Genomic DNA, 22,445 nt, shown 5'->3' on the forward strand with positions numbered 1-22,445 from the left:
CGCCGACCGGGGTGCGCCGACTCTGTAGCGTGCTGGCTACTCCTGGAAGAGCGCATACACGCGCGAGGTAATGCTTGGGGCACCCTTGATGTTCGCCGGGCCGACCACGATCACGGCACCGGTGGCGGGCACCTGCACGAGGTTATCCAGCACCTCGATCTGGTAGATGTCCTGCTCCAGCACGTACAGCTCGCCGTAGAGGAAGCCGCTTTCCGCGACCGCGACACCGGGGTCGGTGTCCAGGGTTTCGTGGCCGATGGCTGCGACGCGGCGATCGTCGATAAGCACATGCAGCGCCTCGAGCGACCAGCCGGGGGTGTGCTGCACCCCGTCCTCGTCCAGGTTCACAAACGCGTCTGGGTCCTCCCAGCGCGTGGACCAGTTGCTGGAGAAGGCGACGAAGCTGCCGGGCTCGATCGTGCCGTGCTCGGCCTCGAATGCGGCGATGTCGTCGGCGGTCACGGCGTAGTCCGGGTCGGCCGCCACCTTGTCCTCCAGGTGCAGCACGTTGAGCGGCAGAATCAGCTCATCGACGCCGATGCCGGAGACGAGCCGCTTGCCCGCTGCGAAGTGGCCGGGCGCGTCGACGTGGGTGCCGTAGGGCGTGGCGAAGGTGTACTCCTTGGCCCAGAAGCGGTCCTTTTCGATCGTGCGGACGTCGCGCTCCTGCATCGGCTCGAATGCCGCGAAGCGCGGGATGTCGGGGTGGACCTCGTGGGTGAGGTCGACGCGCTTCGCGCCGAGGATCTGCTGCTGCCAGTCGGTGAGTCGTGCCACGGTGGGCCGCCTTTCGTCGGGGTGGATCGGGGTGATGCGAGTCAACTATTCGCCACTAGACAGCTCGGTTCAATACTTCCATTCACGGCAACGACTCCCGCGCGTTCGAACGGAAACCCATCCCGTGTTGGGGGCGCGGATACAATGACGGGCATGGCTTCCGCACCCGCCGCTTTTGACGCGTCCCGCATGCTCTCCTTCGACCTCGAAACCACCTCCGTCAACCCGCTCGAGGCTCGCATTGTCACCTCAGCCCTCGTGCGTATCGACGGCCGCGAGGTCACCGCCAACGAGACCCTCGCTGACCCCGGCGTGGAGATCCCAGAAGCCGCGGCAGCGGTCCACGGCATCAGCACCGAGAAGGCGCGCGCCGAGGGCCGCCCCCACGACGAGGTCCTGCGTGAGACCGTCGACGCTATCAAGCAGGGCTGGGAGGACGGGCTCACGCTCATCGTCTTCAACGCCCCCTACGACTTAAGCGTGCTGCGCGCGCTGACCGGCGACTTCACCGTGACCGGCCCGGTGTTTGACCCGCTGCTCATCGACAGGGCGCGCGACCGCTACCGCAAGGGCAAGCGCAACCTGGGCGCGCTGTGCGAGCACTACGGGGTGCGCCTGGACAACGCCCACGAAGCAACCTCGGACGCGATGGCGGCCGCGCGTATCGCGTGGAAGCAGGTGCGCAAGGTCTGGCCCGAACTCGCGGAGATGGACACCGACGAGCTCATGGAGTACCAGGCGGTGGAAAACTACCGCATCCAGACCGATCTGAAGAAGTGGCTGGAGTCACGCGGGCGCGATGCGTCCAACGTGAACATGGGCTGGCCGATGGTGGGCTAAACCTCCGTGAGCTCCGCGCGAAGCGCCTCTGCCATCTCGCGGGCCGCCCGATGGTTCTCGGCGGTGCCCACGAGCGTCGCCGCAGGCTCGGCGTATACGTCGACGCCCGTGTGCGCCGGGTCGATCTGCAGCTCGTCAAACAGGTCGTACAACTCGCGCGGTGCCATCGTCGGGATCGCGATGCGGCTGCCCTGGTCCAACAGGCGGGCCAGCGCGTCTTTGTCGCAGGTGCGGGGGTCGACGGTGAGCCACGGGGTGTCGTCGAGAAGCTTCGGCGTGTGCAAAAGGTGCTGGCCGAAGCGCTGGAAGGTTTCCTGCGGCTCGTGGATAGCGCGGATGGTTTCGTAGTCGGTCGCACCCTTGAGCGTGCCGGCGGTGACCTCAGGCAACAGCGGCTCGTCGAGCTGCAGAACGGTTGAACCGAAGCGAGAGGCGACATCGCTACGATGCACGGCGCAGGCTTCCAGCAGCGCGTCGGTGAGGTCGCGCAGCGCGCCCGCATCAGTGATCATGCGGTGCCCGTTGGGCATCTCCACCTCAGCGGCAAGCGTAAACGGGCCGACCAGCTGTACCTTGACCGTGTCGACCTTGCCGTGCCACGCCTCCTCGAGCGCGTCGAGATCGCGCGCCATGCGGTCGGCGTCGGCGCGTTTGCGGGCAGCGACGCGCCAACCACGGGGCCCGGGCGCGATCGGAATTTCTAGCAGCGCTGCGGTGCGCCCGATTGCATCCGAACCCACGCCGCGCTCCGGCAGCTGCGGGATATGCGGCAGCGGCGACTCGGAAAGCACGACGTCGGCGGCTTGCGCGAGATCCGTGCCGGGCAAGGGCCCAAGTCCAAAAGCAGTTGCACTCACGGCACCGATGATACGGACGTGCGGGTATGCTCTGTGCATGGCTCTCGAACAATTCACGGGCTGGACCTTCATCTCCCCCTGCCCTGTCCCCAGCGACATTCAGGACATCCTCGCCCACGGCGAACAGGCGATCCAGGCGTTCAAAACAATCCGCGACGCGGCCGTGTTTACCAACAAGCGCCTGATTATCCGCGACGCGCAGGGCATGACGGGCAAGAAGGTCGAGATGTATTCCATCCCCTTCAAAGCGGTGACCATGTGGTCGACCGAAAACGCTGGCAGGATGCTCGACTGGAACGCAGAGCTTGAGCTGTGGACCAACGTCGGCCAATTCAAGATCAACCTGGGCAAGGAGATCGATATCCGCGGCATCGACCGCTTGATCGCCTCCTGCGTGTTCGGTGCGTCCTAGGCCGTAGCGCAGATCGTGCCCGAGCCGAGCACCACATCGCCTAGCCCGTCAGGGTCCGGCAGGTAAAGCACCGCTGCCTGGCCGCGCGCCACGCCCTCGAGCGGGGTGTGCAGGTCAAGGGTCATTGAGTCCTCACCGATGCGAGCGGTGCACTTGACGACGCCACCGTGCGCCCGAATCTGCACATTCGCCTCAAACTCGCCCTCCATGGCCTGGTGAAGCACCTTGAGCCGATCCGCGGTGATCTGGTGCACCTTGAGCGCCTCGCGCGGGCCCACCGTCACGGTGCCGGTCTCGGCGTCCACGTCGGTGACGTAGCGCGGCTTGCCGTCTGCGGCGGGCACGCGCAGGTTCAGCCCGCGGCGCTGGCCGATTGTGTATTGGAACGCGCCGTCGTGCTCTTTGAGCTCGGTGCCGTCCTGGTCCTTGATCAGGCCGGGGCGCATGCCGATGGAGCGTCCGAGGAACGCCTGCGTGTTGCCGTCCGGGATGAAGCAGATGTCGTAGGAATCCGGCTTGTTCGCCGTGGAGAACCCGTAGGCCGCGGCCTCCTCACGGATCTGCGGCTTTTCCGTATCGCCCACTGGGAACAGGCAGCGGTCCAGCTCGTCGCGGGTGAGCACGCCCAGGACGTAGGACTGGTCCTTCTTGGGATCAGCGCTACGTCGTAAATTGCCCTCCGCATCCACGATGGCGTAGTGGCCGGTGGCCACCGCGTCGAAGCCGAGAGTGACCGCGCGCTCGAGCAGCGCCGCGAACTTGATCTTCTCGTTGCAGCGCAGGCAGGGGTTGGGGGTCTCGCCGTGCTCGTAGGACCAGACGAAGTTGTCAATCACGTCCTCTTTGAAACGGTCCGAGAAATCCCACACGTAAAACGGGATGCCCAGCTTGTCGCACACCCGGCGCGCGTCCGCGGAGTCCTCGAGTGAGCAGCAGCCGCGGGCCGACTCGCGGGTCTGCTGCGCGTCCTTGGACAGCGCGAGGTGGACGCCGATGACGTCGTGGCCCTGTTCAACCAGGCGCGCAGCCGCCACCGAGCTGTCCACGCCCCCGCTCATCGCTGCTAATACTCGCATGTGGCGGAAGTGTACCCGTCAACAGGAGCAGGGGAAAACCCGTCGGCGCTGGGTTCTCAACGGGCCGGAGGGTCATACCGTGGCATGACGATTCAGGTGCGCGCGTTGGCTAGGTTGAGGGTATGCCACGCACAACTCCTCCGCCGCCGATTCGTGTGCGAGACGTCGTCATTGCCATTGTGCTTGCGGCGTGTGCTGAGCTCGGTGCCGTCAGTGCCTCGCAACCCGTCTGGGCAACCGCCATGCTCGTCGTATGGACGGTCGCTGCACCATTCACGCGGTGGCGGTGGCCGATCACGACGGCGCTCTCCGCGTGTGCGCTGTTGGGCATCCGCGCCTGCGGCACGGAGCTCACCATCGCCGAGATCGTCGTCGCGGTCTTCACCGCGTACATCGCCCGCCGCAACCTGCGCCCTGTGCTTCGCGACGTCGCCGCCGCAGCGCTGGTCGTGGGCGATCTCCTCGCGCTCTCCCTGGTGTCGCCCGTGCTGCGGGGCATGCCTCTCGACGAGCTCCTCCCCTACCTGGCGTGGAGCGCCACGCTCCTCGTCGCAGCTGGGCTTTTCGGCGAGCTCCGCAGACGCGCGGAGGAGACCGCGGCCCGCGAACTGGAGCAGGCGCTGCAGCAGCAACGGATAGAGCTCGAGCACGCCATGTCGGAACAGCGCGCCTTCCTCGCACGCGAGATCCACGACGTGGTCACGCACTCGCTGGCCGTGATGGTCGCGCAGGCCGACGGCGGCCGATATTGCGGGGACGGCGACTCCGCGCTCGCGGCCAAGGACGAGGCGCTACGCACGATCGGCGAGGTCGGCCGGGAATCGCTCACCCAGATGCGCGAGGTAGTCACGTTACTCCGCGCGCCAGAAACGCGGCCGGTCGCGCCGTCACCCCATTCACTTAACCTGGACGAGCTGGTGCGCACGAGCCGACTCGGCGGCCTGGACGTGGACTACGCGGAGGCCGGCACCCCGCCTGAGCAACTGCCGCTGGCCACGGCGATCGCGACCCGGCGCATGGTCCAGGAGGCGCTCACGAATGCGCTCAAGCACGGCGACAGCCGGGCATCGCTCGATGTGACGTGGCAGGACGAGCTGGTGGTGATCGAGGTGGTCAACACCATCGCAGCCCCGCCGTCCGGCCCCTCGGACGGTCACGGTTTGCGGGGGATGCGCGAGCGAGCTTCGCTTATCGACGCCACCGTGTACACCGGCCCCGCGCACTCCAACACCGGAGCGCAGCAGTGGGTGACTGAACTGCGCGTACCCTACACTGCCCCTCACCCGAAGGAGCAGGCATGAGCACAATTCACGTCGGCATCGTCGACGACCAGGCACTCTTCCTCCACGGAATTCGCCGCGTTATCGATTCCCAACCGGACATGTCGGTGCAGTGGCTTGCCGCCAACGGCGCCGAGGCCCTCGAGCAGCGCGAGACGCGCCCGGCCGACCTGATACTTATGGACGTGCAGATGCCGGTCCTCGACGGCATCGCCGCCACCGCTGAGGTCGCCCGCCGGTTCCCGGCGACGAAGGTGGTCATCTTGACCACGTTCGACGACGAAGACTACGTGGTCAACGCGCTTTCCGCCGGCGCGAGCGGCTTCCTGCTCAAGGACGCACAGCCCGAGGTGCTCCTTGACGCCATCCGCACCGTGGCCGCCGGCGACGCCGTCATCTCTCCACGAGCCACCAAACGCATCCTCGCGCGATTCTCCCAGCGCCCATCTCCTGCCGAGCACCACGACACCCCGCCGCTATCGGACGGGGATCGCGTGGCGCTCGAGGAGCTCACTGCCCGCGAGCGCGAGGTCCTCGTCGCGATCGGCCGCGGCTGGTCGAATGCGGAGATCGCCGAGCGCATGTTCATTTCCATGCCGACGGTGAAGACCCACGTCGGCCGGATCCTGTCCAAGACGCAGTCGCGCGACCGCGTGCACGCGGCGCTGTTTGCCTACCGCACCGGCCTGGTCAGTCGCACCGATCTGCTCGCTCCCTAAGGTGCGCTCATCCCCGGGTATGACGCGAAAGATGGTACCCCGCTCCGATGTTTTCTCAACTCCGCGCGGCAAGAGTGGAAGCCATGGACACACCAATCATTGCAACGAAGGGTCTGACTAAGACCTACGGGAAACACGCAGTCGTCGATAAGCTTGATCTCGAGGTGCCCCAGGGCGCGGTACATGGCCTGCTGGGGCCGAACGGCTCGGGCAAGTCGACCACGATGAAGATGCTGCTCGGTCTGACCACCCCGACCTCTGGCGAGATCACCGTACTGGGCCGTCCGATGACGCGCGCGACCCGCGGCGAGGCACTCACCGGTATTGGTTCGCTCATCGAGTCGCCCGCCGCGTACCCTCACCTCACCGGCGCCGAGAACATGCGCATTGTCACCCGCCTGTTTAAGGCAGATCCGGCCGACGCGCAGCGCGCGGTACGCCTCGTACGTCTCGAACAGCACATGGACAAGCAGGTCAAGCACTATTCGCTCGGGATGAAGCAGCGCCTCGGGATCGCCATCGCGCTTGTGCGCGACCCGCAGCTGCTCATTCTGGACGAGCCCACCAACGGCCTCGACCCAGCCGGCATCGAGGAGATCCGCGAGCTCATCATCAGCCTCGCACGCGACGAGGGCCGCACCGTCCTCGTCTCAAGCCACCTCCTCTCCGAGATTGAGAAGATGTCCACCAGCCTAAGCATCATCAACCAGGGCAAGCTCGTCTTTCAGGGCTCGCAGCAGCAGCTTTTCGACGCCCACCTCCCCGACCTCTTCATCCAAACCTCAGCAGTCGACGCGGCCGCGGAGGTCCTGCGGGCATCGCGCCCCCGCACCGTGCCCGGCGGAGTGGAGCTGACCGGGCTTGCCGACGACGACGTCGCCGCCGCGTGCGCGCAGCTTGTCAGCCATGGCGTGCCGATCCACCAGGTGGTGCGCAAGCGCCGCAGCCTCGAAGAGATCTTCATTGGTATGACGGGGCGAGAGGGGCTCAGCGCATGAGCATCGAATTGTTAAAACTGCGCCGCACACATGTCCTTCTGCTGGGCGGGGCGCTCTCGCTCGGCATCGTTTTGATAGCAAACATGAACGTCTTTGCCGGCGATCAGATCGAGCAATTCACCTCCGACCCGCACGACTCCTGGGCCAGCCAGCTCATCGGCGTCGCGATCGCGCTCGCATTCCTTACACCCCTGCAGGCCGCGATCATTGCCAGCCGCACCGTGGATAACGAGCACGCCAACGGCGGGTGGCTGCTCAACGCTGTGGCAGGCATCCGGCAGGGCACGCTCTTGCGCCGCAAGCTTCGCGTTATCGCACCGCTGGTTGTCGCGCTGAAGCTTATAGAAGTCGGCGCAAGCGTCGCCTTGCCCGCTGCCATGGGAGCGCCGCTCCCCGCGGGCTCGGTCGCAACCGCCTGGGTGGCATACGGCGCCGCAGCGGTGGTGACCAGCCTTGCTATTACGGGCATCATGCTCGTCCTCGCCGCCGTGACGGATTCCCAGATTGGCGTGCTCACCTTGGGGGTGGTGGGCGGGTTCCTCGGGATCGCCTCGCTGTTCTCCCCCGCCTGGCTCGCCGCGATCAACCCGTTCGGCTCCTTCGCGGTGGTGCTTCCCTACACCTTTGCAGACGACGGCATCGTGCTCACCCAGCCCCATTGGGTGTTGTGGGCCGCCTACGCCATCTGCCTCGCCGCCGCCTTCGCCGTGGCGACCCGGTACCTCAACAGGAAGGAAATTTAGCCATGGACCTGCTTGTCAACGACCTTGCCAAGCTCCGCCGCACCCACATCGCAGCGGTCCTGTGCGGCGTGCCGCTGATCGCGGTCGCGTTTGGTGCAGCCAACTATTCGGCAAACTCCGGAACGCTCAGCGCGGGGTGGCAAAGCTACTGGTCACAGGCCATCCTGTTCTACGGCATGCTGTTCATGGTGGTGGGCATTGCCATCATCGCGGCAGCGGCCTGGCGCGTCGAGCACCGCGGCGGGAACTGGCACACGCTGCTTACCTCCTCCCGGCCCGCGGGCACCATCGCCGCCGCGAAGCTGGGGGCGATAGCGACCCTCACTCTGGCCATGCAGCTCATCTTCATCGTGTTCAGTCTTGCCGGCGGGTGGATGAGCGGACTCAGCGGCATGCCGCCGTGGGCGCTGCTCGCGTCGTCGCTCATTGCGGTGCTTCCCGCGGTCGCGGTCGCCGCGTGGCAAAGCTTTTTGTCCATGGTCATCCGCAACTTCGCCATGCCGATCGCGCTCGCGGCGGTCACCGGCGTCATTTCTTTCGGGTCGATCGCTGCCGGGGCACACGCGATGCAGTTCGTGCTCCCGCCCGTCGGATTGTCCAAGGCGCTGTGGATGGGCAGCTCCGCGGTCGCGGACGCCAACGCGCTCGAACTGCACACGGTCACCAGCATCTCCCTCTCTGCCGCGGTACTCGCCGCAGCTGGGTGGCTCGCGTCAACGATGTACCTGCGCCGCATCGACGTGAACGCTTAAGGCCCCGGGGCTGCCGGGTACCCTGCCAGGCATGGCTGCGAAACAGGAGACGTACCAGATCGACACCGGCGAGGCCGAGGTCCACCACGAACCCGACGGCTCCCTGGTGCTACTAGTCAACGGGGTCCCCAGCTCGCACATCGTCCCCGGCGAGCCGCAGCGCCTGGATTTTGAGTACATGCGCTGGATCGCGGACTTCCTTGGCTCGCTCCAGCACAGTGGCACAAGCGACCGGGCCCGCTGGCCCAAGCCTCGCCTGACGCATTTGGGCGGCGCGGCCTGCTCGCTGCCGCGGTACTTCGCGGATGCGTGGCCGGGTTCGCGCAACACCGTCGTGGAAATCGACGGCAGGCTCGCCGAGCTCGCGCGCGAGCTGTTCGACGTCCCCCGCGCCCCGGCTGTGAAGATCCGGGTAGGCGATGCGCGCGAGGTCACCGACTCGTTCAAGCCGGCGACCCGGGACGTCATCATCCGCGACGTGTTCGCCAACGCCGTGACTCCGCGGGAGCTGACGACGGTGGAGTTTTATGGGAACGTGTGGGCGTCGATAAGCGAAAACGGCGTCTACGTGGCCAACTGTGGCTCGCGCGCGGACCTCAAGGAGGCCAAGGAGGAGCTGGCCGGTATGTGTGAGGTGTTCCCGCACGTTGCGGCGATCGCGGACCCGCCGATGCTCAAGGGGCGGCGCTACGGCAATATCGTGCTCATCGGCGCCAACACCCCCATCGAGGCGAGCCCGCAGCTCACGCGCAACCTGCTCAAGGGCGCGGTGCCGGCGCAGTTCAAGGGCGAGCAGTGGGCACGGAGCTTAGCGACGACTCCGCGCCACGACCCCGAGCCGACACCCCCTGCCGGCGAGTGAGGAACTCCCGGGGCTACTTGGTGGCGTTATCCAACAGGATGAGCAGGTCGCCGACCTGGTAGTCGCCGATCATCATGCTGCGCAGGTCATCGACCGGCAGCTCGCCGTTGGCGGCGAGCTTGGCCACCAGGTCAGCGATGTTGCGCGCGTCCTCGTCGTCGAAGCCTGCCTGGTCGGCAGCCTCGGCGAGCCCGGCGATGCCGAGGGCGCCGCCCGCCAGCGCGAGGATCGCGACGACCAGGGCGGTGTTGTCCTGCTCCAGGACCTGCAGCTCGCCGGAGTCGGGTGCCTGGAACTGCTCGAGTAGGCCGCCGGCTGCGTCCAGGTTGCCGGCTGCAAAGGCGTTGTACTGGGCGTCGGTGCCGTTGAACAAGTTCATGTCCACCGGGGTGTTGATGCCGGCAACGCGGCCGGCATCGGAGCGCTGCCAGAAGCTCAGCGTGCGCCAGCCACCAACCGGGGCCGGGGGCTGGTTCTGGTACGCGGCCAGCCAGAGCGGGTAGCTGGTGAACGCATTGGTGTTGTTCATGTGCTCGTACCAGAAGTAGCGGTAGGTGTACACGATGGGCTTGCGGCCGGTGCGCGCTTCAACCTCGCCCAGGAAGAGCTGGGTCCAGGCTGCGAGCTGGACTGGGCCGAGTCCCTCGTCGACCTCCAGGTCCAGCACCGGCGGCAGGTCGGTCTTCGGGCCCGCGTTGATGACGTCGGCGAAGTAGCGGGCCTGTGCCAGCGCGTCCTCGGCGGGCCGTGCGTAGTGGTACGCGCCGGCCTGCATGCCCGCATCCGCGGCGGCCTGGGCGTCCTGGTCGTAGAAGTCATTCTTGAATCCGACGCCCTCGGTGGCCTTGATGAAGGCGAACTTCTGACCGCCCGGGCCAGAAACGGTCTTCCAATCAATCGGGCCACCGCCCGGGTGCTGGTGGCCGGCAACGTCGACGCCGGAGATCAAGCCGGGTAGCGACTGCGCGTCCGCGGTCTTCTGACCGAACGGGCTCACGACGAGCAAGGTGAACACCATCGCGGCGGAGACCACCGCGGCAATGAGGGCTTTGGGGTGGCTGAGCAGGGCGTGCGGGCGCGAGGCGCGCGCGGGGGAAAGCGTCCAGGGTGCGTGCATAACCGGCACTCTAGCGCACTCAATTCACAACTTTCACACGAGACACACCATTGGAGGCGGAAAGTTTGGGAGCAAAAGAGGCGTCGACAAGCGCCCGTCCCTTACAGCGAGCCAGCCGCGCGGGCGCGCTCGATAACCTCGGCGATGTGGGCCACGAATGTATCGACGTCCTCCTCGGTGGTGGTTCGCCCCAGCGTGAGGCGCAGCGCGCCCATGCCATCGCGAGCGTCCACTCCCATGGCCGCGAGCACGTGCGAGACTCGATGCACGCCTGCCGAGCAGGCCGAGCCCGCCGACGCCTCAACGCCGAGCGAGTCCAGCAGCATGAGCATGGACTCCGCCTCCGCCCCCGGGAAGAGCAGGTGCGCGTGGCCGGCCAGGCGGGGTTCGGTCGCGGTCACCTTCGTCCCCGGGACCGCGGCGACGACACGCTCGATGAGCTGGTCGCGCAGGCCCGCGATCCGCGCGTTCTCCGCCTCGCGCTCGTCCAGCGCTTCGCGCAAGGCAGCCGCGGTGGCCGCCGCCGCGGCGACGTCGACGGTGCCGGGGCGCAGCCCTCGCTCCTGGCCGCCACCGAGCACCACCGGCAGAGGGACCGGGGAACGCTTGGCCAGCAGGATGCCGGAGCCGCGAGGTCCGCCGAACTTGTGTGCGCTGGCAGCCAGCGTCGTCGCTCCCGACGCGTGGAAGTCCACCTCCACCTTGCCCACCGCCTGCACCGCGTCGACGTGCAACGGCGTGCCGACGGCGTTCGCGCGCTCGGCGGCCTCACGGACCGGCTGGATCGCGCCAGTCTCGTTGTTTGCCCACATGAGCGTCGCCACCGCGGCGGGATCGTCGAGCGCCGAAAGGTCGCGGACGTGGCCACCCCGGTCTGGCGCCAGCCACGCCACCTCCGCCCCTTCGGTCTGTGCCAGAGACTTGACCGTCTCCAAGACCGCGGAGTGCTCAATCGTGCTCGCGACGACCCGGCGCGGCGCCCCCTCCTTCGTCCGGGCACGGTAAAGGCCGCGCACCGCGATATTGTCCGCCTCGGTACCGGAACCGGTGAACACGACCTCGACCGGGTCCGCGCTAAGCAGCTCGGCGATGTCCTCGCGCGCCTGCGCGAGCACCGCGTTCGCCGCTCGACCGGAGCCGTACTGCCCGCCCGGGTTGACGGCGTGTGCGTGCTCCACCCAGGCGTCGATAGCCACTTGCCGCATGGGGGTTGTTGCTGCGTGATCCAGATACACCATGCCGCTCATCGTAGCCGCCTCCTACGGTGCCGGGCGGTGCTCCCTCGCGTCGCAGATGTAGGCGAGTGCGTCGTCGCCAACCCGGGCCACAATCACCGCCCGCTGGTGTGCGCCCTTCAGCTTGAGCTTCTTGCGCAGCGCATCGGGGTCCACGCCCACGCCGCGCACGAGGATCTCAACCGACCCGGCGTCGTGGGCGCGGAGGGCCGCCTTCAGCGTCTTCAGCTGCACCACCTCGCGCAGGCGGAACCCGCTGTACCCCGGCGGCACGTCCCGACCGGTCAGAAACGCGATGTGCGGATCGAGCATCCATAGTCCGTGGCGGCGTGCCCACTCCTGCACCAGCCCGGCGCGGATGACGGCGCCGTCGGGTTCGACGATCCACTCCCCCGGCCCGTCGGTGCACTGATCCCCCTCGCCCACGACGTCGCCCGCGCCGCGCACCACGTCTACGAACCCGTCGGCGCGGAGCACGACCGCCTCGCGCCCGGCACCAATGCCGGGCGTGTAGAGGCAGGTTTCCTTCACCCCGCCGTCGAGCGAGACAACACTGACCAGCCCGTCCCACTCCGAGTAGTCAATGCCCGGCGCGCACTTGATCGCCAGCTCCGTACCCCGGTAGGCGTCCACGAGCGCCGGCAGGGGCGGCTCCAGGTCGGCGGGGTCTGTGATGCGACGCCCGTTTTTGCGCCGCGCCGGGTCGGCAACGACTACGCCCCCGGCCACCGGCGCGGTCGCCGGGCGCAGCGCGTCGGCGCGGACGAGCCAGGCGCCGCGGCCGAGGTTGTAGCGCGCCATGTGCAGCCGCGCCTCGTCCAGGTCGGAGCCATGCCAGGTGAGTCCCGCGTCCACCATGTGCGGGGCCTCGGACCCCACCGAACACGTCACGTCGTGCACGAGCGTCGCGCCCGCGCCGGCGAGCGTGCGCGCGCGGTGCGCGGCCACGAGCGCCGGAGTCGCCTGCTGCGCGGCGTCGGAGTCGGTGAGCCACCAGCCGGGGAACTTCCCGTGCGCCTGCCGCTGCGCGGCGATGAGCGCGGACACGGCGCGGGCGTGCTCCCCGAACTCCGCGTCTAGCCGTGCCCGGTCCGCAAACACGCTCGCCTTCGTCAGGGCGATCTCCGGGGCGAGCGCCTCGATCCGCGTGGCGTGCTCCGCCAAGTAGGCGACCTCACTCGGGATGAATGCCATAACGGCCTCCGATCCGGTCCTTGGGTTTGAAAGTGAAAAACTCGGTGAAGCGCTCGTCGTCCACCGGGTCGCCGATCACCGGCGTGATGGTCGCATGCTTTGCCGCGGCCAAGACCTCGTCGACGGTGCCGTACTGCTCGATCAGCCTCAGCTGCGCCCAGGTCGCGGGGGCGAAACGGACCAGCCCGTGGCGCCAGCCCTCCAGCAGAAGGGAGGGCGGGAACCAGTTCGCGTCATCCGCTTCCCCCGTGTTGCCGTCCGGTTCCTGCCCCGTCGGGTTGGCCGCGATAAAGCTAAACGTGTCGAACCAATCGCCGCGACCGGATTGACCCACCCAGCGCGCGAACGGTTTGAGCAGGTCGGCGCACACGTTGAGGTCGTTGTCGCGCAGCACATCGGTCAGCGAGATTTCGTGCGACTCCAGTTGGAGGCGCTGGTGGTGAAACGGGCGGGCGTCGGCAAGCAGCTGCCCTTCCTCGTCGACGGCGAGCAGCGTGCCGGATTCCTCGAAGAGCTCGCGCACTGCCGCGAACACCAGCGCGTGTGCCTTGTACTTGGTCACGCCCAGCTGGCGGGCCATAGAGATCGCGCTGCGGCCAAGCCACAGGTCACCGTCGTTCCACGAGCGGCCCGGAAAGTCACGGCTGTCCACCCCGCCGCCGGGAAACACCGTCACCCCGGGGTAGTTTTTCATGCTCAGCACGCGTTCCTGCATCCAGACTTCCAGCCCCGCTGCGGTGTCGCGCAGCAGGATCACGGTGGCGGACATGCGCGCGCCATGGAACCCGCTGACCTCGGTGACGTCGATCTCGTCGCCGCGGTCGGTGGAAAACGCCCCCACGCTGCGCTGCATGCCTCGTCTCATGGTTCCGAAGGGCCCCGAGTGCTTCTCGACGCCCCCGCACTCACTTCCTGTGCGCCCCAGCGCGGGAGGAACGCGCCCGGCGCGCGAAGTAGCGCCCGTCGGCGCGGGTTACCTCGATCGGCTGGTGGTAGGCCTTGGACACGTTCTCGCTGTTCAGCACGTCATCGATGAGCCCTTGCGCGATCACCTCGCCCTCGTCCAGCAGCATGGCGTGCGTGAAGCCGTAGGGAATCTCCTCGAGGTGGTGGGTGATCATCACCATCGCCGGCGCGTCCGGGTCGAGCGCGAGCTCGCCCAGGTAGGCCATGAGGTCCTCGCGGCCGCCCAGGTCCATGCCCGCGGCCGGCTCGTCCATAATGAGCAGCTCCGGGTTGATCATCACCGCGCGCGCCACCATGACCCGCTTCTTCTCACCGTCGGACAGCGTGCCCCAGCGGCGGTCGATGAGGTGCATCGCGCCGACTTGCTCGAGCACGTCCATCGCTTGCTCGTAGTCCATCTCGTCGTAGTCCTCGCGCCACCGGCCCACGATGGCGTAGCCGGCGGAGACAACCAGGTCCCCCACCTTCTCGTCCTCCGGGACGCGCTGCGCGAGCGCCGAGGAGGTCAGTCCGATCGCAGCGCGCAGGTCACGCATGTCGGTGCGCCCGAGCTGCTCGCCGAGCACGAACGCCGTGCCCTTGGACGGGAACTCCAGGGCCGATGCCATCCGGATCAGCGTGGTCTTGCCGGCGCCGTTGGGGCCAACGATCACCCAGCGCTCATCCAGTTCCACCTGCCAATCCACGGGGCCGACGAGTGTATTGCCGCCGCGGACAAACTCCACGCCGCGGAAGTCGAGCAAAAGGTCCGGGTCGGTCACTGGTTCGGTTGCTTGTGCGTCATTCACGCCTCCCATTCTGTCCTATTTTCCGGCGCATGTGGGGAGGTTGGGGTGCGCGTCGCGCCAGCGCGAAAGTTAGGAGCAACTTAGGCCGGTGCGGTCCTTGCAGTTTCGCTACTGTGGCTAGTGTTACTGACCGGCTCGCGGTTGGCGCAGCACGCGCGTCGCGGGATCCCTACGCCACGTTCGAGGTAGATGACGCCATGGTTGCAAGATTCGGAATTGATGATGTCCGGCCCCAGGTCTCTGGCCGCACGCTCCCGTCGAAGGCGGTCGTCGGCGAGGTCGTTCCCGTCTCCGCCCTGGTGTGGCGCGAGGGCCACGACGCGGTGGCCGCAACCCTGGTCATCACCTCCCCCGACGGCGAGCAGTACTCCGTGCACATGCACCCGGAGCCCTACCGCCCCGACTACGTCCACTCCGTCTTCGTGCCCGACGAGCAGGGCCTGTGGCAGTTCCGAGTAGACGCCTGGTCCGACGTCATGGCGACCTGGCGCAACGCGGTGACGAAGAAGCTGGCGGCCGGCCAGTCCGCCGCCGAGCTGGCCAACGACCTCGCCCACGGCATCGAGCTGTTCACCGCCGCCACCGAGCAAACCCCCGCCCCCGACGCCGCCGTGCTCAGCGACGCAGCATCGGCGCTTGCCGACGATTCCCTCCCCCTCCAGCAACGCGTCGAAGCGGGCTTGAGCGAGGACGTCCTCGACGTGCTCGCCGCCTACCCCCTGCGCGACCTGGTCTCCCACGGCCCGGTGTGCGACGTGCTCGTGGAGCGTCGCGAAGCGCTCGTGAACTCCTGGTATGAGCTCTTCCCGCGCTCCACCGGTGGACGCGACGAGAGTGGCGCACCGGTCCACGGCACGTGGGCGACGACCGCTCAGGCGCTCGACCGCGTGGCGGCGATGGGCTTTGACACCGTCTACTTCCCGCCGATCCACCCGATCGGCGAGGTCAACCGCAAGGGCCGCAACAACTCCGTTACTGCGGCGCCCGGCGACGTGGGCTCCCCCTGGGCCATCGGCTCCAAGGACGGCGGCCACGACGCATTCCACCCGGAGCTCGGCGGCGAGGAAGAGTTCCTCGACATGCTCCACCACGCCGACCAGCTCGGCCTGGAGATCGCCCTCGACTTCGCACTGCAGGCCGCGCCCGATCACCCGTGGGCCGAGGACCACCCCGAGTTCTTCACCGTGCTCGCGGACGGCACCATCGCCTACGCGGAGAACCCGCCGAAGAAGTACCAGGACATCTACCCCATCAACTTTGATAATGCCCCAGAGACCCTCTACGACGAGGTCTACCGCGTCATCATGTACTGGGTTGAGCTGGGCATCTCTACCTTCCGAGTGGACAACCCACACACCAAGCCGGTGAACTTCTGGCACTGGCTCATTGCCAAGGTGCACGAGACCCACCCGGACGTCATCTTCCTCGCCGAGGCGTTTACCCGCCCGCCGCGCATGTACGGGCTGTCCAAGGCCGGTTTCTCGCAGTCTTACACCCACTTCACCTGGAAGGTGAGCAAGGAAGAGCTCACCGACTTCACCCAGCTGCTCATCGACGTCGCCGACGTCTCCCGCCCCAACCTCTTTGTCAACACCCCCGACATCCTGCACGCCTCGCTGCAGCAGGGCGGCCCCGCCGCCTTCGCACTCCGCGCCACCCTCGCCGCGACAATAAGCCCGCTGTGGGGTGTCTACTCCGGCTACGAGCTCTATGAGTCCATCCCCGTGCACGGCGGCTCCGAGGAGTACATGGATTCGGAGAAGTACCAACTGCGCCCCCGCGACTTCGAGGCGGCCCTCGAGCGCGGCCAGTCCCTCGAACCCTACCTCACCCTGCTCAACCGCATCCGCCGCGAACAGCCGGCCCTGCAGCAGCTACGCCAGATCCGCTTCCACGAGGCGACCAACGATCAGATCATCGCCTACTCCAAGGTCGACGCGGTCACGGGCAACGCCGTCCTCGTCGTGGTCAACCTGGACCCCTGGCACATGCAAGAGGGCATGGTGCATATCGACGCCGCCTCGCTCGGCCTGGACCACGGCGAACCCTTCCCGGTCCACGACCTCATCACCGGCGACCGCTACACCTGGAACGAGCACAACTACGTCCAGCTCGTGCCGCAGCAAAACGTCGCCCATATCTTCCGCCTGCCCGAGGTTGCTCCGGAGCGTCGTGAAGCGCTCGCGTACCGCCAGATCTCGGACCACGACTACCGCCCGTAACCAGCACCTTCTCCACTCGCTTTACTAGAAAGACGATGATGACCGGCCACGAACTTTCCCCCGCAGCGCTCATCCCGGAGCACGACCGCCAACGCCTCCTCGAGTGCAAGCACCACGCACCGCACGACTTCTACGGCCGCCACGCCGTGGCCGGAAACACCGTCGTGCGCACCCGCCTGCTCGGCGCGACCGACGTGCAGCTGCTCATTCACAACGACGCCGTGCAGATGCACCACACCGGCGACGACATCTGGATCGCCGAGCTCGAGGGCGACCACGCGAGCGACTACCGCCTCAAGGTCACCTACCCGGACGCTGAACCGCAGATCATCGCGGACCCCTACTTCTTCCTGCCCACAGTCGGCTCGCTGGACCTGCACCTGATCGCCGAGGGGCGCCACGAGCGCCTCTGGGAGGTCCTCGGTGCGAACGTCCACACCTACACCACCGACCTCGGCCAGGTCACCGGCACCGCCTTCGCGGTCTGGGCTCCGAACGCCAAGGGTGTGGCGGTCGTCGGCGACTTCTGCAATTGGAACCCGAACCAGTACCCGATGCGCACCCTGGGCTCGACGGGCGTGTGGGAGATCTTCATCCCCGGAATCGCGCCCGGTGCCCACTACAAGTTCGCGGTCCAAACCTCCGAAGGCTACCGCGTGGACAAGGCCGACCCGCTGGCCAAGGCCACCCTCGCCCCGCCGGAGACGGTCTCCGTTGTCGCCGACACCACCGCGTACGAGTGGCGCGACGCCGAGTGGATGCAGCGCCGCCAGGGTGTGGACCCGGCGAACTCCCCCATGAGCGTCTACGAGTGCCACATCGGCTCCTGGAAGCAGGGCTCGAACTACAACACGCTGCGCGAAGAGCTCGTCCCGTACCTGGTCGAGCACGGCTTCACCCACGTGGAGTTCCTCCCGGTCGCCGAGCACCCATTCGGTGGTTCCTGGGGCTACCAGGTCAGCGGCTACTACGCACCCACCGCGCGATGGGGCACGCCAGACGAGTTCCGCGCGCTTGTCGACGAGCTCCACGCGCACAACATCGGCGTCCTCGTCGACTGGGTCCCCGCACACTTCCCCAAGGACGCCTGGGCGCTCGCGCGCTTCGACGGCACCGCGCTCTACGAGCACCCCGACTGGCGCCGCGGCGAGCAGAAGGACTGGGGCACCTACGTCTTCGACTTCGGCCGCAACGAGGTCCGCAACTTCCTCGTGGCCAACGCGCTCTACTGGTGCGAAGAGTTCCACCTCGACGGCCTGCGCGTGGACGCCGTGGCCTCCATGCTCTACCTGGACTACTCGCGCGAACCCGGCGAGTGGCTGCCCAACCAGTTCGGCGGCCGCGAGCACTGGGACGCGGTCCAGTTCCTGCAGGAGATGAACGCCACGGTCCACCGCACCCACCCGGGCGTGATCACCGTAGCCGAGGAGTCCACCGCGTGGCCCGGCGTGACCGCGCCCACCGAGTCCGACGGCCTCGGGTTCTCCCTGAAGTGGAACATGGGCTGGATGAACGACTCGCTGGAGTACTTCTCGCTCGACCCCATCCACCGTTCCTACCACCACAACGAGATCACGTTCTCCCTGGTCTACGCGTTCAGCGAGAAGTACGTCCTGCCGTTTAGCCACGACGAAGTCGTGCACGGCAAGGGCTCGCTGTGGACCCGAATGCCGGGCGATGACTGGAACAAGGCCGCGGGACTGCGCGCGCTCTACGGCTACATGTTCTCGCACCCGGGCAAGCAGCTCATGTTTATGGGCTGCGAGTGGGGGCAAACCACCGAATGGGACGAGGCCCACTCCGTCAACTGGGACAACCTTGCCGACGACTGGGGCCACGACTACCACAAGGGCATCCGGCGCCTCGTGCGCGACCTCAACCTGGTCTACCGCGACACCCCGGCGCTGTTCTCCCAGGACAACACGCCCATGGGCTTCCAGTGGATCAAGGGCGACGACGCACAAAACAACATCCTCGCCTACATCCGCTGGGGCGCGGACGGATCGGCTGTCCTCGCGGTGGTGAACCTCTCCGGCGCCTCGCAGCCGAACTACCGCCTGGGCTCACCCAAGGCGGGCACGTGGGAGCTACTCATCAACACGGATGACGCCGTCTACGGCGGAGCAGGCAACGAGCTCCTCCACACCGTGGACACCGAGCCCACCGCCTGGGACCAGTTCGACCAGTCCCTCAACCTGCACATCCCGGCGATGAGCGTGCAGCTGTACACGCTGCGCGGCTAGAACAGGGCGCTGGCCAGGGCGGTCCGCGCGTTGATCACGCGCGGATCGCCCGGCTCGAACAAGGTGAAGAGCTCGAGAAGGCGCTCCTTCGCCTTCGGCTCGGCCTTGACGTAGCGCAGCAGACGCTCGAACGCCTTCTCCGGCGCGCCAGCGACAACCTCAGCGTCCGCGGCGACGAGCTGCTTCTCCACATCCTGCGGGTCCTGCTCCGCCTCCGCGATCGGGTCGGTGGTGCGGCGCTGGGGGTCGAGCCGCTGCAGGACCGCCACCGTCGCCTTCGCCTGCTTGACGGGCTGGTTGTCGGGCTCGTCGGCCAGGATGGCGTTATAAAGCGCTGTGGCCCCCTCGAAATCGCTCCTATTCAGCGCGGCGGTTGCCTGGGCCAATCGCGGGTCCTCCGGCTCGGGGGCATCCGTCTCCGGCTCGTCGTCCAGACCCTGCAGCTGCGGGCCGACGTTGTTCACCAGCGCGTCGACCCACTGCTTGAGCTGGTCGGCAGGCTGGTTGCCCTCAAAGTTGGTCACCGGCTGGCCGGCTGCCAACGCCACCACCGTCGGCAGGGCGCGCAGGCCGAACATCTGCGCCACCTGGGGCGTGGCGTCCGCGTCGACGTACGCGACGAGAAACTTGCGCTGCCCCGCCGCCAGCTGCTGCAGCGTTGCCTTGAGCGCCTCCGAGTCCTCGGACCGGGAGGTGCCGATCATCAGCACCACCGGCACCTGCACGGAGCGCTGGAAGGCGCGGGCCTCAATGTCCTTCTCGGTGACCGTGATAAACGGCTCGAATCCGCCCTCCTTGAGCTGCTGCTGCGCTTCCTTCTGCTCCACCAGCTTGTTCAGGTCAACTGCGCCAGGTCCGAAATCCGGCATTTAGTTCGCTCCTTCGTCATTGGCGTCATTGGAAAAGTGCTTCTCTAGCGACGCGATCTTTTGATGCATCATGTCGGTGTAGCCCGGCCTGATGTCCGCCTTGATCACCAACGATACCCGCGGGGACACCGCCTCCACCGCTTGCGTGGCACGCTTGATCACGTCCATGACCTCGTCCCACTCCCCCTCAATCGTGGTAAACATTGCGGTCGTCTCGTGCGGCAGGCCGGATTCGCGCACGACGCGCACGGCGCGCGACACGGCCTCCGACATCTCTGCAGTAGCGTTATTGGTCACCGTCGGGGCGACAGAAAATGCAGCAATCATGCGGACCAGCCTACCCGCGCCGATGGGCTGGGATGGACGCTACCGCTTCTCCCAGCAGTGCTTGTGCCAGTGGCGGCGATCGTCGCCACGCCCGCCCGTGTCGCGCGGCCAAGCCACCACGTGCGCCACGCCCGGCGGGATGTTTTGGTTGCACCGCGGGCACACGTAGAACTTGTTCGCCGCGGCGGCGCCGATCTGGCGTACAAGGTAGATCTCGCCGTTCGCCCAGCTGGGGCCCTCGACCTCCTGGGTCCCGATGAACGTGGACCCGTCCCGAGGCAGCACGTAGGAGGGGGTGACGTTGTGTCTCCGGTTCCGTCTCGGCATAGCTACCCCCCTGGCCCTAGAAAAGCCGCAGCTCGTCGGACTCGATGCCGCGGAGCTCGTCGTAGTCCAGGGTAAGGCAGCGGAAGCCGCGATCCTCGGCAAGCGTGCGCGCCTGCGGCTTGATCTCTTGCGCCGCGAACACGCCGCGCACCGGCTTAAGCACTTCATCGCGGTTGAGCAGCTCGACGTATCGGGTGAGCTGCTCGACACCGTCGATCCCGCCGCGCCGCTTGATCTCCACGGCCACGGTCTGCCCGTCTGCATCCCTGGCGAGGATGTCCACCGGACCGATCGCCGTGGGGTATTCGCGGCGCACCAGGCTGTAGCCCTCGCCGAGGGTGCCGATGTGCTCCGCCAGCAGCTCCTGCAGGTGCGCCTCGACGCCGTCCTTGACCAATCCCGGGTCCTCGCCCAGCTCGTAGGAGGAGTCCGACAGGATCTCTTCCACCGTGATGCGCAGCTGCTCCCCCTTCGGGTTCTCCACGATCCAGAGTTGCTCGCCGGTATCCTCGCCGTCGATGTCCACCACCGCTTCCTCCTTCAGAGTGCACGGCGGCGTCATCCAGTTCAGGGGCTTGTAGGCACGGTCGTCCGCGTGGACAGACACCGAGCCGTCGGATTTCAGCAAAATGAGGCGCAACGCGGATGGAAGGTGCGCCGCGAGGCGACCAACGTAGTCAACGGAGCAACGAGCTATGACGAGACGCATGCACCACAGGGTACCGGGCGCGCAGCGGGGAACAGAAACGGGTCGGGTGGGTACGCGGTGGCGTCGAGAAGCACTTAGGCGCGGCCCCGCTGCACGCGCTGTGCCAGCGAGCGAACGTCTACGCGCTGCTGGCGACGATCCGGCGCAGACTCCACCCAGGAAATGAGCGCCATCTCCACGTGGCGATCCGCCGCAAACTCGAGTTGCCCGCGCGGGCTGGTCATCTCCAGGACCGTCGACACCCCCGGCATAATCTCCTGCTCATCCGCAGTCAGGTCGCGCACCCCGTTGATGGTCAGGTCGCGGCGGTCCAGCGCGTAATCGTAGTTTGATGACAGCGACCGCAGCTTATAAAACTGCAGCTCTTCCCCCGTGTATCGCAGAATCCCGTGCCGCCAGCCGTGTAGCCCGTGGGCCGGCAGCTTGCGGATCAGCGCGCGCCCACCGGAATTCCGGAACATGGCAAACCGCCAGATAGCAATACCCGTGACCCCGATGACCACAAGCAGCACCACAGAGACGATGATCTCCATCGACACCTCCCTGCGAGATTCCGTTGTTGACAGGCCCCCGCATATCGTGGAAGCACGCTTAGGCGATAATCCTACTTTGCTGCGCAGACAATGCAAGCATCATCGGGGCGGCCGCTTAACGACGTCGCGCCCCCACCTACCTCACGGCAGGTGGGGGCGCGAAACGTGCAAGGAAGGGGCGTGCGTTGCCCTCCTCCTGGGCGCTGACGCAAACTCGGTCTAGCGCGAGCTGTTGCGGCGAACCGCGGCAAGCTCGGCCTCCGAGCGGGCCTTCACGAGCGAGTCGTCGGCGCGCAGGCCGGACTCTGCCTCGGTGGTGTCAACCTCGTCCGCGAGCATCGCGAAGTCAGCAAGGATGGTCACCTTGTCGCCCTGGACGGAGAGGAACCCGCCCTGCACAGCGGCGACGATGCGGTCGCCGCTGGTGGGACGGATGGTCACCACGCCGTTCTCCTTGAGTTGGCCAAGGAACGGCTCGTGACCGGGCAGCACGCCGATCTCACCTTCGATGGTCTGGGCGGTGACGATGCTGGCCTGACCCGACCAAAGCATGCGGTCCACCGACACCAATTGCGCGGTAAGTTCAGCCATGTCTGCCT

General features: G+C 67.1%; 24 protein-coding genes. 10 read left to right on the top strand and 14 right to left on the bottom strand.

Annotated elements, in window-relative coordinates:
• Positions 1-36: 36 nt before the first annotated feature.
• Complete coding sequence (locus FPH17_RS03135) at positions 37-777, bottom strand: cyclase family protein (protein WP_154878664.1); 741 nt, start codon at positions 775-777, stop codon at positions 37-39.
• Positions 778-921: 144 nt separating this feature from the next.
• Between FPH17_RS03135 and FPH17_RS03140 the strand changes: the two genes are divergently transcribed.
• A complete protein-coding gene (locus FPH17_RS03140; protein ID WP_203085486.1) occupies positions 922-1,617 on the top strand; it encodes a 3'-5' exonuclease in 696 nt (231 codons plus the stop codon).
• Here FPH17_RS03140 and FPH17_RS03145 read toward each other — a convergent pair.
• Positions 1,614-2,474 (bottom strand): uroporphyrinogen decarboxylase/cobalamine-independent methonine synthase family protein, encoded by an 861-nt coding sequence (locus FPH17_RS03145; RefSeq protein ID WP_244288047.1) that lies wholly within the window; start codon positions 2,472-2,474, stop codon positions 1,614-1,616. The genes FPH17_RS03140 and FPH17_RS03145 overlap by 4 nt on opposite strands.
• Positions 2,475-2,511: 37 nt before the next feature.
• Between FPH17_RS03145 and FPH17_RS03150 the strand changes: the two genes are divergently transcribed.
• Positions 2,512-2,886: a PH domain-containing protein gene (locus tag FPH17_RS03150; protein WP_095276057.1), complete on the top strand. Its 375-nt coding sequence runs from the start codon at positions 2,512-2,514 to the stop codon at positions 2,884-2,886.
• Here the strand turns inward: FPH17_RS03150 and mnmA are convergent.
• Positions 2,883-3,962, bottom strand: a complete 1,080-nt coding sequence (mnmA, locus tag FPH17_RS03155) for a tRNA 2-thiouridine(34) synthase MnmA (protein WP_154878666.1) — start codon at positions 3,960-3,962, stop codon at positions 2,883-2,885. The genes FPH17_RS03150 and mnmA overlap by 4 nt on opposite strands.
• 122 nt (positions 3,963-4,084) lie before the next feature.
• On the opposite strand from mnmA, the gene FPH17_RS03160 reads away from it, so the two are divergent.
• From FPH17_RS03160 to FPH17_RS03185, 6 genes are all read left to right on the top strand, one after another.
• Positions 4,085-5,263, top strand: a complete 1,179-nt coding sequence (locus tag FPH17_RS03160) for a sensor histidine kinase (RefSeq protein ID WP_154878667.1) — start codon at positions 4,085-4,087, stop codon at positions 5,261-5,263.
• Positions 5,260-5,961 (top strand): response regulator, encoded by a 702-nt coding sequence (locus FPH17_RS03165; RefSeq protein WP_203085485.1) that lies wholly within the window; start codon positions 5,260-5,262, stop codon positions 5,959-5,961. The genes FPH17_RS03160 and FPH17_RS03165 overlap by 4 nt, the downstream gene beginning before the upstream one ends.
• Before the next feature lie 83 nt (positions 5,962-6,044).
• A complete protein-coding gene (locus tag FPH17_RS03170; RefSeq protein ID WP_154878668.1) occupies positions 6,045-6,959 on the top strand; it encodes an ABC transporter ATP-binding protein in 915 nt (304 codons plus the stop codon).
• Complete coding sequence (locus tag FPH17_RS03175) at positions 6,956-7,702, top strand: ABC transporter permease (protein WP_154878669.1); 747 nt, start codon at positions 6,956-6,958, stop codon at positions 7,700-7,702. The genes FPH17_RS03170 and FPH17_RS03175 overlap by 4 nt, the downstream gene beginning before the upstream one ends.
• 2 nt (positions 7,703-7,704) lie before the next feature.
• A complete protein-coding gene (locus FPH17_RS03180) occupies positions 7,705-8,454 on the top strand; it encodes an ABC transporter permease (RefSeq protein ID WP_154878670.1) in 750 nt (249 codons plus the stop codon).
• A 31-nt stretch (positions 8,455-8,485) separates the two neighbouring features.
• Positions 8,486-9,316 (top strand): spermidine synthase, encoded by an 831-nt coding sequence (locus tag FPH17_RS03185; protein ID WP_154878671.1) that lies wholly within the window; start codon positions 8,486-8,488, stop codon positions 9,314-9,316.
• A 13-nt stretch (positions 9,317-9,329) separates the two neighbouring features.
• On the opposite strand, the gene FPH17_RS03190 is transcribed toward FPH17_RS03185, so the two are convergent.
• From FPH17_RS03190 to FPH17_RS03210, 5 genes are all read right to left on the bottom strand, one after another.
• A complete protein-coding gene (locus FPH17_RS03190) occupies positions 9,330-10,433 on the bottom strand; it encodes a glycoside hydrolase family 25 protein (RefSeq protein ID WP_238397075.1) in 1,104 nt (367 codons plus the stop codon).
• 101 nt (positions 10,434-10,534) lie between these two features.
• Positions 10,535-11,671 (bottom strand): cysteine desulfurase family protein, encoded by a 1,137-nt coding sequence (locus FPH17_RS03195; protein ID WP_414437227.1) that lies wholly within the window; start codon positions 11,669-11,671, stop codon positions 10,535-10,537.
• 21 nt (positions 11,672-11,692) lie between these two features.
• Positions 11,693-12,862, bottom strand: coding sequence for a THUMP-like domain-containing protein (locus tag FPH17_RS03200; protein ID WP_154878673.1), 1,170 nt, complete (start codon positions 12,860-12,862; stop codon positions 11,693-11,695).
• Positions 12,843-13,715 (bottom strand): NUDIX hydrolase, encoded by an 873-nt coding sequence (locus tag FPH17_RS03205; protein ID WP_095553087.1) that lies wholly within the window; start codon positions 13,713-13,715, stop codon positions 12,843-12,845. The genes FPH17_RS03200 and FPH17_RS03205 overlap by 20 nt, the downstream gene beginning before the upstream one ends.
• A gap of 52 nt (positions 13,716-13,767) precedes the next feature.
• Positions 13,768-14,625, bottom strand: coding sequence for an ABC transporter ATP-binding protein (locus FPH17_RS03210; protein ID WP_154878674.1), 858 nt, complete (start codon positions 14,623-14,625; stop codon positions 13,768-13,770).
• A 188-nt stretch (positions 14,626-14,813) separates the two neighbouring features.
• On the opposite strand from FPH17_RS03210, the gene FPH17_RS03215 reads away from it, so the two are divergent.
• Together FPH17_RS03215 and glgB are read left to right on the top strand one after the other, a co-directional pair.
• Positions 14,814-16,838: a maltotransferase domain-containing protein gene (locus FPH17_RS03215; protein WP_154878838.1), complete on the top strand. Its 2,025-nt coding sequence runs from the start codon at positions 14,814-14,816 to the stop codon at positions 16,836-16,838.
• Between the two features lie 38 nt (positions 16,839-16,876).
• On the top strand, positions 16,877-19,081 hold the full coding sequence (gene glgB, locus FPH17_RS03220; protein ID WP_154878675.1) for a 1,4-alpha-glucan branching protein GlgB: 2,205 nt from the start codon (positions 16,877-16,879) through the stop codon (positions 19,079-19,081).
• Here the strand turns inward: glgB and FPH17_RS03225 are convergent.
• The 6 genes from FPH17_RS03225 to FPH17_RS03250 all read right to left on the bottom strand — a co-directional run bounded on the left by FPH17_RS03225 (position 19,078) and on the right by FPH17_RS03250 (position 22,437).
• On the bottom strand, positions 19,078-19,950 hold the full coding sequence (locus FPH17_RS03225) for a tetratricopeptide repeat protein (RefSeq protein ID WP_154878676.1): 873 nt from the start codon (positions 19,948-19,950) through the stop codon (positions 19,078-19,080). The genes glgB and FPH17_RS03225 overlap by 4 nt on opposite strands.
• Positions 19,951-20,277: a thiamine-binding protein gene (locus FPH17_RS03230; RefSeq protein ID WP_154878677.1), complete on the bottom strand. Its 327-nt coding sequence runs from the start codon at positions 20,275-20,277 to the stop codon at positions 19,951-19,953.
• Positions 20,278-20,316: 39 nt separating this feature from the next.
• On the bottom strand, positions 20,317-20,604 hold the full coding sequence (locus FPH17_RS03235; protein ID WP_095276028.1) for an Rv1322 family protein: 288 nt from the start codon (positions 20,602-20,604) through the stop codon (positions 20,317-20,319).
• 16 nt (positions 20,605-20,620) lie between these two features.
• A complete protein-coding gene (gene nucS, locus FPH17_RS03240; RefSeq protein ID WP_095276025.1) occupies positions 20,621-21,313 on the bottom strand; it encodes an endonuclease NucS in 693 nt (230 codons plus the stop codon).
• 74 nt (positions 21,314-21,387) lie between these two features.
• On the bottom strand, positions 21,388-21,846 hold the full coding sequence (locus FPH17_RS03245; protein WP_154878678.1) for a DUF2550 domain-containing protein: 459 nt from the start codon (positions 21,844-21,846) through the stop codon (positions 21,388-21,390).
• 219 nt (positions 21,847-22,065) lie between these two features.
• Positions 22,066-22,437 (bottom strand): F0F1 ATP synthase subunit epsilon, encoded by a 372-nt coding sequence (locus FPH17_RS03250; RefSeq protein ID WP_095535051.1) that lies wholly within the window; start codon positions 22,435-22,437, stop codon positions 22,066-22,068.
• Positions 22,438-22,445: the final 8 nt, after the last annotated feature.

Origin of the sequence: Corynebacterium gottingense (assembly GCF_007559235.1) — a bacterium.
Classification (GTDB): Bacteria; Actinomycetota; Actinomycetes; order Mycobacteriales; family Mycobacteriaceae; genus Corynebacterium; species Corynebacterium gottingense.

Excerpts from the sequence above, each read along its gene's own strand:
- FPH17_RS03140 (WP_203085486.1), top strand. The coding sequence starts at position 922 with ATGACGGGCATGGCTTCCGCACCCGCCGCTTTTGACGCGTCCCGCATG.
- FPH17_RS03150 (WP_095276057.1), top strand. The coding sequence starts at position 2,512 with ATGGCTCTCGAACAATTCACGGGCTGGACCTTCATCTCCCCCTGCCCT.
- mnmA (WP_154878666.1), bottom strand. The coding sequence starts at position 3,962 with ATGCGAGTATTAGCAGCGATGAGCGGGGGCGTGGACAGCTCGGTGGCG.
- FPH17_RS03160 (WP_154878667.1), top strand. The coding sequence starts at position 4,085 with ATGCCACGCACAACTCCTCCGCCGCCGATTCGTGTGCGAGACGTCGTC.
- FPH17_RS03165 (WP_203085485.1), top strand. The coding sequence starts at position 5,260 with ATGAGCACAATTCACGTCGGCATCGTCGACGACCAGGCACTCTTCCTC.
- FPH17_RS03170 (WP_154878668.1), top strand. The coding sequence starts at position 6,045 with ATGGACACACCAATCATTGCAACGAAGGGTCTGACTAAGACCTACGGG.
- FPH17_RS03175 (WP_154878669.1), top strand. The coding sequence starts at position 6,956 with ATGAGCATCGAATTGTTAAAACTGCGCCGCACACATGTCCTTCTGCTG.
- FPH17_RS03180 (WP_154878670.1), top strand. The coding sequence starts at position 7,705 with ATGGACCTGCTTGTCAACGACCTTGCCAAGCTCCGCCGCACCCACATC.
- FPH17_RS03185 (WP_154878671.1), top strand. The coding sequence starts at position 8,486 with ATGGCTGCGAAACAGGAGACGTACCAGATCGACACCGGCGAGGCCGAG.
- FPH17_RS03190 (WP_238397075.1), bottom strand. The coding sequence starts at position 10,433 with ATGCACGCACCCTGGACGCTTTCCCCCGCGCGCGCCTCGCGCCCGCAC.
- FPH17_RS03195 (WP_414437227.1), bottom strand. The coding sequence starts at position 11,671 with ATGGTGTATCTGGATCACGCAGCAACAACCCCCATGCGGCAAGTGGCT.
- FPH17_RS03200 (WP_154878673.1), bottom strand. The coding sequence starts at position 12,862 with ATGGCATTCATCCCGAGTGAGGTCGCCTACTTGGCGGAGCACGCCACG.
- FPH17_RS03205 (WP_095553087.1), bottom strand. The coding sequence starts at position 13,715 with ATGCAGCGCAGCGTGGGGGCGTTTTCCACCGACCGCGGCGACGAGATC.
- FPH17_RS03210 (WP_154878674.1), bottom strand. The coding sequence starts at position 14,625 with ATGGGAGGCGTGAATGACGCACAAGCAACCGAACCAGTGACCGACCCG.
- FPH17_RS03215 (WP_154878838.1), top strand. The coding sequence starts at position 14,814 with ATGGTTGCAAGATTCGGAATTGATGATGTCCGGCCCCAGGTCTCTGGC.
- glgB (WP_154878675.1), top strand. The coding sequence starts at position 16,877 with ATGACCGGCCACGAACTTTCCCCCGCAGCGCTCATCCCGGAGCACGAC.
- FPH17_RS03225 (WP_154878676.1), bottom strand. The coding sequence starts at position 19,950 with ATGCCGGATTTCGGACCTGGCGCAGTTGACCTGAACAAGCTGGTGGAG.
- FPH17_RS03230 (WP_154878677.1), bottom strand. The coding sequence starts at position 20,277 with ATGATTGCTGCATTTTCTGTCGCCCCGACGGTGACCAATAACGCTACT.
- FPH17_RS03235 (WP_095276028.1), bottom strand. The coding sequence starts at position 20,604 with ATGCCGAGACGGAACCGGAGACACAACGTCACCCCCTCCTACGTGCTG.
- nucS (WP_095276025.1), bottom strand. The coding sequence starts at position 21,313 with ATGCGTCTCGTCATAGCTCGTTGCTCCGTTGACTACGTTGGTCGCCTC.
- FPH17_RS03245 (WP_154878678.1), bottom strand. The coding sequence starts at position 21,846 with ATGGAGATCATCGTCTCTGTGGTGCTGCTTGTGGTCATCGGGGTCACG.
- FPH17_RS03250 (WP_095535051.1), bottom strand. The coding sequence starts at position 22,437 with ATGGCTGAACTTACCGCGCAATTGGTGTCGGTGGACCGCATGCTTTGG.